The following is a 13608-nucleotide window of genomic DNA, read 5'->3' as shown; positions in this document are numbered from 1 at the left end:
TCGCCGATGCCTGCAACCCACGCCATTGATCCACGACCAACGTATCCGCCGGGTGCGTGAGCGAGACCTATTTGACCGACAAGTCTGGTTACAACTGCCTGTTCGCCGCGTCGACTGTCTGCGCTGTGGTCGCGTCAGTGAACATATCGACTGGCTCCCCTCTGGCTCCCGCCTCACCCGGCGCATGCAGTGCTGGATTGAAGCGCTCGTTCAGTACCTCCCCATCCGCCATGTCAGCCAGCTCACCGGGGTCGGTTGGCACACCATCAAGGAGATCGACAAGCGCCGTTTGCAGACCAGTGTGGGCACCATCGAACTTGGGGAGGTGCGGCGGCTGGTGATGGATGAGTTTGCCCTGCACAAGGGACACCGCTATGCCACCGTGATCATGGATGCCGAGCGAACCCGCGTCCTGTGGGTGGGGCACGGCAACAGCAGGGCCGCTATCCGTCCCTTCTTCGAGCAGCTCGGCGAGCGATGCCAGCAGATTGAAGCGGTGGCGATGGACATGAACACGGCGTTCGACCTGGAACAGCAAGATGGCCATCAAGCGACGAGCATGCCCTTTATCACGCGTGGCATGGATGATTTTGTGAATGCGGCGCCGTTGTGGTCGTGGCAGGGGTGGTAGGATAGGCATCAACTCAGTCCTTTTGGTGTGGCTTGTTTTGTTTCGCGCCTAATGAGATCGCACAAACTGGACTGAGTTCCCTTCCTCCTGTGATCTACTATTCGGAACAGCTATTTAGAGCATGGTCACCGGAGTGAGCATCTCCTCGGTCAGGAGGCAAAATGCACTCAGGATGGCCAAGGCCCCGACAACGCCGGAAGGTGTTGCCGCACGTTTACTCTTCTGGGCAGAGAGGGCCTGCACATTGTGCTGCTGGATCTTCTCCACCACGGCCATGGCACCCATGTCCAGATGACGGTAGAAGCTGGCATTGAGCTGGGTCAGATGCAGCAATGACTGGCGCATCCGTTCGAAGGTCTTTTTGCAAACCGGATCTTGTTTGTGCCAAAACCCCTCAAGGGAGCCTCTTGTCGTCAGACCTGGCAGATCATAGAGGGCCCGCCCCATGCAGAAGGTCGGCACATGGTGCAACAGGGCGGAGAGGCCTACCGTGCTGTTGATGGTGATGACCCCTTTGAGCAGTGGATAGAGGGTGGGCAGTGGCAGCTCATAGCCATAGAACACCCGCCCTTCCAGTCCGAGCAGTGTCACCAACCGGTTGATCTGGGATTGATAACTGACATAGCCCCGATCCATGGGGTGGTGCTTGAACAGCAGCACATCCTCACGGCGGGCGTGCTCGGCGAAGGAGTTCATCACCTGGGCGACCATCTCTTCCACCCCGCTCAAATCCGAATGCTCCCGGATCTGAAAGTCTTCGGTGACCTGCAGCGGCACGAAGAAGATATGCCCCTTGTGCTGGGGCAGGGCCTTGAGCAGGGAGTGGTCGCTCCATCTGTGCTTCCACTTCACCAGGCCCCCAGCGACCCAGCCCCTGGCCTCCTGATAGAGGCTCCAGGGTCTGTGATTGACGAAATGGGGATAGCGCCAGCGTAAAAGACTCTTGTTGATGTGGTAGCGGCTGGCATACCAGGCCCGGCGGGCGAAGGTTTTGCCCACCTTCAGCCGCGCCTCGTAAGGGGTTGGCCAGGTCATCTCGGCCAGGGAGTCACGCTTGGCATAGAGCGGGCTGAAGGCATTGACGCCCCCTTGCTCCAGGGTCACGAAGTCGGGACGCAGGTAGCCCTCCTCCATGGCCCAGACGCGGATTTTTTTCAGCTTGCAAATACGGATGGCCTGCTGGTGGTAATAACGGCAATCACCGTAACAGATGAGGCTGTCGATGCCATGGCGCTTGATAAAGCGGCGAAAGAAGGTGTTCCAGGTCTCCGGCTTGCCGGTGAAGCGTTCGTTATGGCCTACGCAGCGCCAGCACTCATCCCCCCCGTTGAAATGGATCTTGTAGACCTCGTGACCGGCGTCGGAAAGCGCCTGGCTGAGGGTCTGGAAGAAGGGGCCCAGCGGCCCTTGCAGCAGCAAAATCTTCATGTACGACTCATCTCATCAACTGGGGAAAGGAAGGGCGTTGCAGCAGGGCTTGCGCCAGATAGCTCAGCTTGACTTGCCAGCGTTGCCAGCGGCTCGACTTGTGGCTGGAGGATTGACCTTGCGCGGCCAGTTGGCGGATCAACTGCTCCGGGCTTATCCAGAGTCCGCTCTGCCAATCGATATAGAGCGGATAGGCCACCAGCGTCAGATAGACCAGTGCCGCCAGGGGGAGCTTGCGCTGGCGCCGGGCCGGGGGATGGGCATCCGTGGTCAACCCCCAGCCACTGTAGAAGGGCTGACCCCAGGTCGTCACCTTGACCCCTTGTACCAGCGCCTCGAAGCCGCTCAGGGAGGTCATGGTGTGCAGTTCATCCACGTGGGGGTAGAGGCTGGTGAGGCCGATATCCAGCACCTGGCTGTCCACGCACTCCGCCAGACAGGCTGCAGAAATGGCGCCGGCCCGATTGCCCGCCACCACATCCGGGTGGGGTTTGTAGAGGATGTGGGCCTCTGGCTTGGCGGCGCGCACCGCCCAGAGCAACTGCTCGTTGCTGCGAATGGTCGGGCTGCCGGTCAGGATGGAGGCATCCCCATCCACCTGACCCACCACCAGCACCAGGGGACGGCCATCGGCGGGGGGCGTGAAGTGCGTCGGCGCGCCGACATTATACTTGCTCACCTTGTTTTGGCGCAGCAGAGTGAGCAGTTGCTCACCCCGGTCGAGCTGTGACTGGGTCAGCTCCTGGTAATTGAGCAACTGCTCAAGACCGCTGGGGCTGCGGCTGTCGAAATAGATCCCGACCGGATCCAGCGACAGGGAAGAGGGGCGACACAGGTTGGAGCCCAGCCCCTTGGAACGGATAAAGCCATCCTCCACCCGGATGGCCGAGGTGAGCTCTGGGTAACGACTGCCCCATACCAGCACCTGCTCGTCACCGGTCAGCCGTTTTGGCGGCTTGCGCACAAAGCAGAGCTCTTCGGCCAGGGGCTGACAGAAGGCCTGCATAAAGGCGCGCTTCCACAAGGAGAATCCCACCAGATAGAGCCTGCGCCAACGGGGGGCTGTCTTCTGCTGGCGGGCGATGATGGCGATCACCTCTTCCACCTCGCAGCGTTGGCCAATCACGGGATCCAGATAGCGGGGATAGCAGATCAGCGCCGCCGCCACTAGCTGGGCCAGTGACACCTGAACGGTGCGGCGTTCACACTGTTTGCTGTCCTGGGTCAGACCCCACCCCGCATAAAACGGCATGCCGAAGCAATACACGGGTTTGCCCAGCAGGAGCGCCTCGAAGCCGAGCTGGGATGACACTGTGTATACGGCGTCCACCAGATTGAGCAGGGCATGGGGATGACAATGGTCGGCAACGATCTCTACATCCCTCAGTTTCAGTCTGGCCAGCACGCCACTCTTCTTGCCAAAGCGGGTATCCGGGTGGGTGCGAAGCAAGAGACGGGCATCGGGATGATTGCGCCGTGCCGCCTCCACCATGGCGATAAAGTCCGCCTCGCTGGCCAGGGCGCCGGGAATGGAGAGGTCCCCGGCCACCTGATCCACCAGCAAGACGCAGGGCCTGCCGTCTTGCCGCAGGCGCTGGGCCAGCGCCGCGGGCAGCCCGGCGACCTCCTTCGACATCAGGCTGGGTGACGAATAACTTGAGAGAGAGGTGGGTCGCTCGGCATAGCAGTTGTATTTGGTGACCCCAAGGCGCACCAGCTCGTGGACAAGCCGCTCGGCTCGCGCCAGCATGGCGGCGTCACAGGGGGTGGCGATAAGCTGTTCAAGCTGGCTGGGCTGGCGGGCATCGTAATAGATGCCGACCGGATCGGCGATAAGGGATACCGCCTTGCCGCCCTTGGCCGGATGGCCGATATAGCCGATAAAGCCATCTTCCAGTTGCCAATAGGGCAGGCCCAGCGACGTCGCTTTCTGCCTTATTTGATAGGTATTGGACTTTTGACCCCAGCCCACTATCACGTCAGTGTCAGCAAACGGCATATTGTCGTGGAAGAGGTGTAACTGGCAGCCAAGCATAGGTTCAATATTTGCTTTTCTGGCCAGGATGCCTTTTGAACCTGTCAATAATTTCATTTTTGCTCTGCGCTGTAGAAAACTCCCCGTATCGGAACGGGGAGTGGAATTCAGATAAATAGATCTGCATCGAGTAATGACTTGGCAACGCTGTCTTTTGCGGACGTAATGATATCGCAATCCAGAGCCGGCCATTCAATTGCAATGGAGTCATCATTCCACTTAATGCCTCGGTCACTGCTGGGGGCATAATAATTGGTGGTTTTGTACAAAAACTCTGCAGTGTCAGTCAAGGTAACAAAACCGTGGGCGAACCCTTCCGGGATCCACAGTTGACGCTTGTTGTCACCAGAAAGATGTACACCCACCCACTGGCCAAATGTCGGCGAGCTTTTCCTGATATCCACTGCAACATCGAACACTTCACCCGCGACGCAGCGCACCAGTTTCCCCTGGGCGTGGGGGGGCAGTTGATAATGCAAGCCGCGTAATACGCCTTTGGATGATTTGGAGTGGTTATCTTGTACAAAGGTCACGCTACGACCTATCGCCGCTTCGAATTGCTGGTGATTAAAACTCTCAAAGAAAAAACCACGGTCATCGCCGAACACTTTCGGCTCAAAGATAAAAACATCGGGGATCTTGGTTTGAATAACATTCATCATGAATACCTGGTGTATAAATGGGGCTGATAGCCCCATTGGGACATTATTACTTCAGCATTTTCAACAGATACTGACCGTAGGCGTTCTTTTTCAACGGCTCCGCCAGTTTCATCACCTGCTCGGCAGTGATAAAGCCTTTGTGGAACGCAATTTCTTCAGGACATGCCACTTTCAAGCCTTGGCGATGTTCGATGGTCTGAATAAAGTTGCTCGCCTCAATCAGGCTTTCATGGGTGCCGGTATCCAGCCAGGCATAGCCACGGCCCATCATGGCCACCGACAAATTCCCCTGCTCGAGGTAGATACGGTTCACGTCGGTAATTTCCAGTTCACCACGAGGAGAAGGCTTCAGGCTTTTCGCAATCTCCACCACGCTGTTATCGTAGAAATAGAGGCCAGTCACCGCATAGTTGCTCTTGGGCTCCAGCGGCTTCTCTTCCAGAGAAATCGCCGTTCCCTGCTTATCAAACTCCACCACGCCATAGCGTTCTGGATCGTGTACATGATAGGCAAACACGGTGGCGCCATAAGGCTTGGCGGCGGCTGCCTCCAACTGTTTCTGCAGGTCGTGGCCGTAGAAGATATTGTCACCCAGCACCAGTGCACAGGGGTCAGAGCCAATAAACTCTTCCCCCAGAATAAAGGCCTGCGCCAGGCCATCCGGGCTCGGTTGTACCTTGTATTGCAGATTCAGGCCCCATTGGCTGCCATCGCCCAGCAACTGCTCGAAGCGGGGGGTATCTTGTGGCGTGCTGATGATCAAAATATCGCGGATCCCCGCCAGCATCAGGGTACTCAACGGGTAATAGATCATCGGCTTGTCATAGATGGGCAGCAGCTGTTTGCTGACGGCCATGGTGACGGGATAGAGACGAGTGCCAGAGCCACCGGCCAGAATAATACCTTTACGTTTGTTCATAGTGCTTGATTTCTTATCTTTGAATTATGTAACCCATCAAAGTGAATGCTCTTAAATAACACTCACTTTGCGTTTTATCCCTACTGGAGCGTGAGACAGTATACCCACGCTATCTTTATTTTCTTATTTTCCGAGGATCTCGGTCAGCATCCGCTCAACACCGACTTTCCAGTCCGGCAGTACCAGATCGAAGGTTCGTTGGAATTTGCTGGTATCAAGGCGGGAGTTATGAGGTCGTTTGGCCGGGGTCGGGAAGGCGCTGGTCGGGACTGCATTGACGTGTGTGACCGCCAGTTCAACCCCTGCTTCTGCGGCTTTGGCAAACACCAGCTGGGCATAGTCATACCAGGTGGTGGTGCCGGAAGCGATCAGATGGTAGAGCCCCGCCACTTCGGGTTTGTATTGCGCGGTACGGATCGCATGAGCGGTGCAGTCGGCCAGTAGTTCAGCCCCGGTTGGGGCGCCAAACTGATCATGGATGACCGACATTTCACTTCGCTCCTTGCCAAAGCGCAGCATGGTTTTAGCGAAGTTGGCGCCACGGGCGGCATAGACCCAGCTGGTGCGGAAGATAAGATGGCGTGAGCAAAGTGCTGCCGCCTGCTCCCCAGCCAGCTTGGTCTCTCCATAGACATTGAGCGGGGCAGTTTTATCGCTTTCGACCCAGGGACGCTCGCCACTGCCATCGAAGACGTAATCGGTAGAGTAGTGGACCAACCAGGCTCCCAACGCCTCGGCTTCTTTGGCTATCGCAGCCACGCTGGTGGCGTTGAGCAGCTCGGCGAATTCCCGCTCGCTTTCCGCCTTGTCGACGGCGGTATGGGCCGCAGCATTCACAATCACGTCCGGCTTGAGCAGGCGCACCGTTTCCGCCACGCCGGCCGGGTTGCTGAAATCACCGCAATAGTCGGTGGAATCAAAATCAACCGCGGTAACCCGGCCCAATGGGGCGAGTGAGCGCTGCAACTCCCAGCCTACCTGACCATTCTTGCCGAACAACAGGATATGCATCAGGCACGCTCCCCGTAGTTCTGCTCAATCCAGGATTGATAGGCCCCGCTTTTGACGTTGTTGACCCACTGCTGATTTTCCAGGTACCACAGCACGGTTTTGCGGATGCCGGATTCGAAGGTCTCTTGCGGCTGCCAATCCAGCTCGGCGCTCATCTTGCTGGCATCGATGGCATAACGACGGTCGTGGCCGGGGCGGTCGGCCACATAGGTGATTTGATCACGATAGGAGCCGGCTTTTGGCACCATCTCATCGAGCAGATCGCAGATGGTGTGCACCACCTCCAGGTTCTGTTTCTCGTTGTGTCCACCGATGTTGTAGGTCTCGCCCATTACGCCAGTGGTGACCACGGTATACAGTGCACGGGCATGGTCTTCCACATAGAGCCAGTCGCGGATCTGGTCGCCCTTGCCATAGACAGGCAGCGGCTTGCCATCCAGAGCATTCAGGATCACCAGCGGGATCAGCTTCTCGGGGAAGTGATAGGGGCCATAGTTGTTGGAGCAGTTGGTGACCACGGTCGGCAGGCCATAGGTACGGCGCCAGGCACGGACCAGATGGTCGCTCGATGCCTTGGAGGCGGAATAGGGGCTGCTCGGGGCATAAGGGGTCGTTTCGGTGAAGAGCGGCAACGCCTCACCGGGAGCCACTTCATCGGGATGGGGCAGGTCGCCATATACCTCGTCGGTGGAGATATGATGGAAGCGAAAAGCCGCCTTGCGCGTCTCGTCCAGCACGTTCCAATAGGCACGGGCGGCTTCCAGCAGCATATAGGTGCCGACGATATTGGTTTCGATGAAATCGGCAGGGCCGGTGATGGAGCGATCGACGTGGCTCTCGGCTGCCAGGTGCATCACGGCATCGGGTTGGTGGGCGGCAAAGACCCGATCCAGCTCGGCGCGGTTGCAGATATCTACCTGCTCGAACGCATAGCGATCGCTGCCTGAGACCTCAGCCAGGGATTCCAGGTTGCCCGCATAGGTCAGCTTGTCGAGGTTGACCACTGAGTCTTGGGTATGCTGGATGATATGGCGAACAACCGCAGAACCGATAAAACCGGCACCACCAGTCACAAGGATTTTCATATCGTTTCTCTCTTTTTTTCTGCGCTTAAGGGGTTAATAAAGATTTAAGTTTCTCGATCTCAATATCTTTCTGAGCTAGCTTATTTTCGTAAGAATGCACTACCAAGTCCAATCTTTTTTGAATGTCTGCGACTTGGTTTTTATATTTCTCCTGAATTTTAAAATCTTCAGGGGTGAAGTCTGTGTCTTGAATGCCATGAATATTCGTGCAAATGTTTTTAAGTGTTTTGTCAGTACAGAAAGACATTCGTTGTACACTATTTGCCCGAATATCACCTTTTGCGAACACGGCGATATAATCACTCCATCTGTCTTCTTGCAAATGAGAGAACTGTGCGCTGGTAAATGACTCCAGTAGCGTTACACCATAGCCACAACGACGCCCCCAGGTTTCTAAAGCCTTTCCTGAATCAGGGTAAAAGCGCCAGCAGTCGACAGGGTATCTATGTATGTATCCGTTACTTGGAACATTTATATAGATAAGGCCACCAGGCTTCAAAATTCTTAGCATTTCACTGAATGAGAGCCAAAATAGCTCTGAATGCTCAAGGCAGGAGCTGGTCACGACAACATCGGTAGATGCATCTTCTACAGGGAGCCGGTAAGGATCGCTGATCAAGATATCAACACCTTTCCCTTGGGTAAAGTCCAAGCCAGTATAGATAATATTATCTTTGCATACAAAGAAATCTCTGATACTACCATTCACATCTTGCGAACCTATCTCAATTATATTGAGAGGTTCTGAAATATATTTAATGTAAGTATCGAAGAATTTTTTGCCAAAATATAGAGCGGATGGATGCATAAAATCCTTTTTTAATACAATATTAATAGGTGGTTAAACCTTAACCTACAAGGAGGCTGGCACGAGGAGGTAGCATTTTATTTAAGGTAATACCCCGTGATAATTATATGTCATAGTCGTGAGCAGTATAATGATAGGTATTTTTATTGCTTGACATCAATGTTTAGCAAGAGCGTATGGCCGATTGCTTGGCATTATGGGCAAGTTGCATTCTTTTTTCATGAGAGTGAGCCAGTGTTTTAATTGCATTTACCCATAGTTCACTGTCATTCTCAAGCAAAATGCCATTGACATTCTGCGTCACTACTCCTTTATAGGGGGCTCGGTTGCTATATATTCCTACCGCGCCCATACGGACAAAATCATAGAACTTGACGGGCCCTCTCCCGGCATTAAACGCAGAGTCAAGCAAAGGGGCTAAACCGATATCTATACGTTGAGTTTTGGTATATACCAAGTAGTTTTCCCAAGTCATGGGATGAAGTACAGTCACTCTAGGTGTATTACGATAGAGTTTGTATATATCATGTTCGCCAAATATTTCAAATGTAACATTATGGCAGAGATTCATGACTTGGTTAATAACTTCATACAGCCAGATTTTTTCATCCCGATGAGAGCTGGTGCCATGATATGCAATTCTCAGCATGGGAGTGTGCTCAAGTAAAATGTTGGAAGGCATCGGGTTGATAATTTTTGGATCGAACGCAGAGTACTTTTTTGCTAGATAGGGTGTGGATACCCAAAACTCATCACAATACGCGGTAATCCACCTGTGCTGAGCCGAGGCGCGGCGCAGTATTTTCTTGCGATATTCTTTAGGTAGTCGTTGCAATGCAGTTGGATCCAGCAAGTCATCATCCATGAAATAAATGATTCTTGATAGCTTATCAATGTCCAACTCAAATTTAGCCTGCCAGTGTGAAGATATAAATCTGATGATGACGATAGCATCGTCAGATTGGATTGAAAGATGGCTAAGGTCGTTACCGTCTTTTAGTATTACCTCTATATCTTTAAACTGTGCAGCTATACTCTGTTGAAAATAGGCCAGTGTCGGCGAATTCCCTTCATGTAATATAATAACACGTCGACATGGACCATGTAATAGAGAGCTAAGACCATGTTCTTTTTTATTTAATTTTCGGTATTTTTTGAATAATACCTTTCTGATCATTTCATCCATGGCAATACCACATTGGGAGCATGACTAAGCGAGAAATCCGGGCGGTCATAGCTCAAATTGGGATTATAAGCAGGATCGTGCTTCAGCCGCTGCGCCCAGCGTTTTTTCATATAGCGCAGTTCCTTTTGTGCTCGTGCCAACTGCTGTGGCGTCACGTCCTTGCCACGAGAGACCGACTCATGGTGATAGAGTTCGGCAAACGGGGTCCAGACAATCCGCCAGCCAGCCTCACCAGCCCGTAGGCAATAATCCACATCGTTGAAGGCAACGGGCAGATTGAGATCATCCAAACCACCCAGTGACAAGAATAGCTCTCGATGGGTCAACAAACAAGCTGCTGTAACGGCAGAGAGCTCCTGCGCGCAAACGGCTCTGCGTTGATAGCCGGGGTCATCAGCGGTGAGGCCTGCATGAAAGTGATCGGCGCAGCCACCGGGACCGACGGCATCGCCACCATGCTGTACTCTACCGTCGCCATAATAGAGCTTGGCACCTACCACGCCGACGCCTGGACGCAGCAGATGAGAGACCATCTCTTCCAACCAGCTCGGGCTCATGACCTCTGTGTCGTTATTGAGCAAACAGATGAGCTCACCACTGGCCTGGCCCACGGCCGCATTGTTAATGGCCGAATAGTTGAACGGATGGTCATAAGGGATCACCCGCACCCCGTATTCCTGGGCAGCATGGGCCAGATAGGTCAGGGTATCTGCTTCATCGCTCTGGTTGTCCATCACCAGGATTTCCAGATTGGGATAGCGTGTCTGCCGCACCAGACTGTCAATGCAGGGCTTGAGATGAGCCACGCCATTTCGAGTGGGGATGATCACCGAGACCCGTGGCAGCTGGGCTGGCAATGGCCAGTGCCAGCGGCAGATCCCGTGGGGCGCAGGGGATAGCGTCACACCCGAAGGCATCACTTGGCTCGCCTGAGCGATCAGCCCATGATCATCCTGCTCTTCACCGGGTTGATGCATCATCAGCACCGGAATATGCGCTATCTGTCCTGCATCCAACTGCCGGGAAAGTAGCAGCCATTGGTGATGACAGCTGACCCGGTCGGCAGGCACGAGAGGTTCACCTTGCTCGCGCCACAGGGCACACCAACCTATGTAGTTCTGGCCGTGCAGCAGTGTTTCATTCCAATCCGGTTTGAAGTGGGGAGAGTGGCGTTTGCCACTGTGATCCAGCAGATCGTGATCCCCGTAGATCCATTTTACATGAGGAGTCATACGTAACTGGTTGGCGACCCAAAAGAGCGCGGCAGGCGCGATCTCTGCCCCAAGGGGGATGGCCCAATGCCAGGTTTCGGCAGTGTGCTCCGACTCAGGTCTGTCAGCGCTCTGCTCCAGCAAGGTGACATGGCTTGTCGGGTAGCAGAGTGTCTCTATGCTGGCAAGGGTACGCTGCCGGGCTGCGGTGTCTCCTTCACCCACCAGATGCAGGCAGACACGGGGCAAGTTGTCCCAACGAGTCAGCAAACGCGTGATCATCTGATGATCACCCGGCTGCAAGGTATCGAAACTGGCCAGCCAGTGCTCGTAGGCGTGCAGGGGCCTGTCATCACGCAATTTGCCAACCAGTTCATATGCCAGAGGAAGATTGGTGAACCACAGATGCCAGGATAACCCCAGTCGCCTGCGCTTTTGAGCATTCAGCTGCCCGTAGAAGGGCCATACCCGGCGCAGACGGCGCCAGAGGCTCTCGATGGACGACACCTGACGAATCTGGCCGACCTCAACCTGGCAATCAGCCCCTTCACTGCTCGCCAACAGGGCGAGTTGACTGGCCCCCTTGGGGAGATGGACCAGCTCTTGCAATGTGCCACGGCGCGTTACGGGCAGTGTTTTTTCATGCCAGCGTCCCTGGCGGCATTGCCAGCGTAACCGGGTTTCCCCCCGTGGCTGACGAGCCTGGACTTTGCCCTGAATAAAGAGCCAGCCAGATCGCAACGAAAAAGAGTCTGGCAGCGTCAAGGGCTGCCAATGGCCATCGCTATGCATAACAAGTTTCACAATCCGAAGAAGAGGGCACCCAGTTTGGCCACAGGCGTGACCGGCAAACGTGGGTAAGAGAAACACTAATGTGGCGGTGTCAACCCATCCATTTCTTCATTCTGGCGCCAAGCCAGGAGCGACCAGAGGGGGAGCCATCTGCAGGAAGGGCTGCGAGTCGCTCGTTCAGGGCGGCCATTTCTGCTTTTACTCTGGGGGCCAGGGCGGCGGCAAGCAGACAAGTCTCATCATTGCGATCATGGGCCTTGAAATAGGCCTTGTGCTTGACCCGGTTCGCGGTGGCCGCACTGCCCCGCAGATGCTTGCCGAGCAGAAACTCTTCCAGTGATTTGACGGCATAGTGATTAACCCTCACCCCGCTCCAGAGCACCTCGGCACTGACTCCGTTGCCATGCTTGGGATGCAGTATCACGTCATTGCCCAAGGCATCGACATAACGGCCATAGCGCAAGTCGGCGTAGTGAGGATTATGAAAACGATTCACCCGCTGTGGCCTCACGACGCTTTTGAAATTGTGGTGAACATTGAAAGATTGAGGCGCGCGCTTGGTAAAACGCTCAGTCACCAGGCCGTCCTCGGCAAACAACTCGCCATTGGAACCAAAATTGGACCAGTTCAGGGCGAGGGCACTGACGCTCTCATCCTGAAAGCGGGAAGCAAGAAAATCGGTCAGTCCAAGCCCATCGGTCAACGGTAATAAAAATTCATCGGCATCGATAAAGGCAAGCAGATCAACCTCGGGGGGGCAGCTACGCAATATACGCTCGTAGGCAGGTAATTGCGGTTTTTGATTATCCAGATTGGGCTGCTCAAATGTGCTCACAATCCCCAATCTGGCGAGAGAGGCAAGCAGTTCTGTACTGCCGTCGCGACTACCATTATCGGCAATCATAAATCCGGTCACACCTAATACCCGGTGGTAGGCAATCCACTCAAGCAGACCTGAATATTCATCTTTAATGATGGCAGCAATATAGAGGTTCAATTTATCGTCCAATTGATAATCAGGGTGTAGTGCCGGTTTCATCCTATAGATGAATACCGGCACAAATTAGCGCGGTTGCCTTATATGGCGTGGGAGAAGGTCAACTCCTCCAGCCAGGTAATGAGGCCATCAGACTCCAACCCCAGGGTGATACGGTCAGAGAAGGGCACAGCGATATTGAAGCCGCAGCACAATCCAGGGTGATTGTCTGTAGGTTGCTGCAAGATGGCAGCAACAACGTCAGGCCGTTTGGTATTGAAAGCAAAGCTATATGTCGCGGTGCCTGTCTTGATGGCAAGCCGGGGGGAGGTCTCTCCTTGTGCCAGCAGCCACCCCTGAAGCACGATACGGCCATGGGTGAGAGTGAGCGGCTCCTTGCTTGAAGATGAATCGATATGCCAGCGCAACTGGCTACCCTGGGTAACCAGTGGCGATGTTGTCAGGGTGTAGGTGGTTGTCATCCTGTTTTGATACTCGTGTCATTTTATTGTTGTGAGGTGCGTTGGCAGAGTTGACCAGACTCAGGTCATGCCAGTCGCTTTGGGTGCAGAGAGTCTACCCCAACTCTGGGGGTAGTTGTCATCCTCTGGCCTTTCCTTGCCTATCTTGTGGCACCGGTCACTCAGTAACTGGGCGCGTTTGTTCAGGCAGTGTGCGCCGACGAGTCGTGGGAGGCTTGCATATCCTCTTCTTGTACAGTTACTCGCCGTCCGTTTATTCGGTCAATGATGGTAGTTTTGGCGCATCCAGGGAAGGTGCGAATAAGTCATATGGCACGAGAGCATTTACTGGTAACCCATTGATATTAAATGACTAAAATTTTCATTTTTTGTTCGTGGGATA

11 protein-coding genes and 2 pseudogenes are annotated in these 13608 nt (G+C 54.4%); 1 reads left to right on the top strand and 12 read right to left on the bottom strand.

Going from position 1 to position 13608, the window contains the following annotated elements; genetic code table 11:
- Window positions 1-532 (top strand): annotated as a pseudogene (locus tag AB5Y64_RS12090) (ISL3-like element ISAeme19 family transposase); the annotation flags it as partial.
- Here AB5Y64_RS12090 and AB5Y64_RS12085 read toward each other — a convergent pair.
- The 12 genes and pseudogenes from AB5Y64_RS12085 to AB5Y64_RS12030 all read right to left on the bottom strand — a co-directional run.
- A pseudogene (locus AB5Y64_RS12085) lies at window positions 533-640 on the bottom strand (IS630 family transposase); the annotation flags it as partial. It abuts the pseudogene before it with no gap.
- A 105-nt stretch (window positions 641-745) separates the two neighbouring features.
- On the bottom strand, window positions 746-2059 hold the full coding sequence (locus AB5Y64_RS12080) for a capsule biosynthesis protein (protein ID WP_368203876.1): 1314 nt from the start codon (window positions 2057-2059) through the stop codon (window positions 746-748).
- Window positions 2060-2066: 7 nt separating this feature from the next.
- The gene (locus AB5Y64_RS12075) at window positions 2067-4094 is read right to left on the bottom strand and encodes a capsular polysaccharide biosynthesis protein (RefSeq protein ID WP_368203879.1); all 2028 of its coding nucleotides are present in this window, start codon (window positions 4092-4094) and stop codon (window positions 2067-2069) included.
- Between the two features lie 107 nt (window positions 4095-4201).
- The gene (rfbC, locus tag AB5Y64_RS12070) at window positions 4202-4753 is read right to left on the bottom strand and encodes a dTDP-4-dehydrorhamnose 3,5-epimerase (RefSeq protein ID WP_368203875.1); all 552 of its coding nucleotides are present in this window, start codon (window positions 4751-4753) and stop codon (window positions 4202-4204) included.
- Between the two features lie 49 nt (window positions 4754-4802).
- Window positions 4803-5675, bottom strand: coding sequence for a glucose-1-phosphate thymidylyltransferase RfbA (rfbA, locus tag AB5Y64_RS12065; RefSeq protein ID WP_202046224.1), 873 nt, complete (start codon window positions 5673-5675; stop codon window positions 4803-4805).
- Between the two features lie 123 nt (window positions 5676-5798).
- Entirely contained in the window at window positions 5799-6686 is an 888-nt protein-coding gene (rfbD, locus tag AB5Y64_RS12060; protein WP_368203872.1) for a dTDP-4-dehydrorhamnose reductase, read from the bottom strand.
- The gene (gene rfbB, locus AB5Y64_RS12055; RefSeq protein WP_368203870.1) at window positions 6686-7771 is read right to left on the bottom strand and encodes a dTDP-glucose 4,6-dehydratase; all 1086 of its coding nucleotides are present in this window, start codon (window positions 7769-7771) and stop codon (window positions 6686-6688) included. Before rfbB ends, rfbD begins: the two co-directional genes overlap by 1 nt.
- A gap of 25 nt (window positions 7772-7796) precedes the next feature.
- On the bottom strand, window positions 7797-8579 hold the full coding sequence (locus AB5Y64_RS12050; RefSeq protein ID WP_368203868.1) for a methyltransferase domain-containing protein: 783 nt from the start codon (window positions 8577-8579) through the stop codon (window positions 7797-7799).
- Window positions 8580-8742: 163 nt separating this feature from the next.
- Window positions 8743-9765, bottom strand: coding sequence for a glycosyltransferase family 1 protein (locus tag AB5Y64_RS12045; RefSeq protein ID WP_368203866.1), 1023 nt, complete (start codon window positions 9763-9765; stop codon window positions 8743-8745).
- Entirely contained in the window at window positions 9753-11768 is a 2016-nt protein-coding gene (locus tag AB5Y64_RS12040; RefSeq protein ID WP_368203864.1) for a glycosyltransferase, read from the bottom strand. Before AB5Y64_RS12040 ends, AB5Y64_RS12045 begins: the two co-directional genes overlap by 13 nt.
- Window positions 11769-11859: 91 nt before the next feature.
- Window positions 11860-12807 (bottom strand): glycosyltransferase family 92 protein, encoded by a 948-nt coding sequence (locus AB5Y64_RS12035; RefSeq protein WP_368203862.1) that lies wholly within the window; start codon window positions 12805-12807, stop codon window positions 11860-11862.
- A 38-nt stretch (window positions 12808-12845) separates the two neighbouring features.
- Window positions 12846-13226, bottom strand: a complete 381-nt coding sequence (locus AB5Y64_RS12030; RefSeq protein WP_368203860.1) for a hypothetical protein — start codon at window positions 13224-13226, stop codon at window positions 12846-12848.
- Window positions 13227-13608 lie beyond the last annotated feature (382 nt).

Origin of the sequence: Aeromonas sp. R5-1, assembly GCF_040908265.1 — a bacterium.
Classification (GTDB): domain Bacteria; phylum Pseudomonadota; class Gammaproteobacteria; order Enterobacterales; family Aeromonadaceae; genus Aeromonas; species Aeromonas caviae.
Note: the sequence above shows the minus strand (reverse complement) of the source record. Positions and strands in the feature narration are given on the sequence as shown.

Bases quoted from the DNA above. Each gene is read 5' to 3' on its own strand.
- AB5Y64_RS12030 (WP_368203860.1), bottom strand. From the start codon at position 13,226: ATGACAACCACCTACACCCTGACAACATCGCCACTGGTTACCCAGGGT.
- AB5Y64_RS12080 (WP_368203876.1), bottom strand. From the start codon at position 2,059: ATGAAGATTTTGCTGCTGCAAGGGCCGCTGGGCCCCTTCTTCCAGACC.
- AB5Y64_RS12040 (WP_368203864.1), bottom strand. From the start codon at position 11,768: ATGCATAGCGATGGCCATTGGCAGCCCTTGACGCTGCCAGACTCTTTT.
- rfbA (WP_202046224.1), bottom strand. From the start codon at position 5,675: ATGAACAAACGTAAAGGTATTATTCTGGCCGGTGGCTCTGGCACTCGT.
- rfbB (WP_368203870.1), bottom strand. From the start codon at position 7,771: ATGAAAATCCTTGTGACTGGTGGTGCCGGTTTTATCGGTTCTGCGGTT.
- AB5Y64_RS12035 (WP_368203862.1), bottom strand. From the start codon at position 12,807: ATGAAACCGGCACTACACCCTGATTATCAATTGGACGATAAATTGAAC.
- rfbC (WP_368203875.1), bottom strand. From the start codon at position 4,753: ATGAATGTTATTCAAACCAAGATCCCCGATGTTTTTATCTTTGAGCCG.
- rfbD (WP_368203872.1), bottom strand. From the start codon at position 6,686: ATGCATATCCTGTTGTTCGGCAAGAATGGTCAGGTAGGCTGGGAGTTG.
- AB5Y64_RS12050 (WP_368203868.1), bottom strand. From the start codon at position 8,579: ATGCATCCATCCGCTCTATATTTTGGCAAAAAATTCTTCGATACTTAC.
- AB5Y64_RS12075 (WP_368203879.1), bottom strand. From the start codon at position 4,094: ATGCTTGGCTGCCAGTTACACCTCTTCCACGACAATATGCCGTTTGCT.
- AB5Y64_RS12045 (WP_368203866.1), bottom strand. From the start codon at position 9,765: ATGGATGAAATGATCAGAAAGGTATTATTCAAAAAATACCGAAAATTA.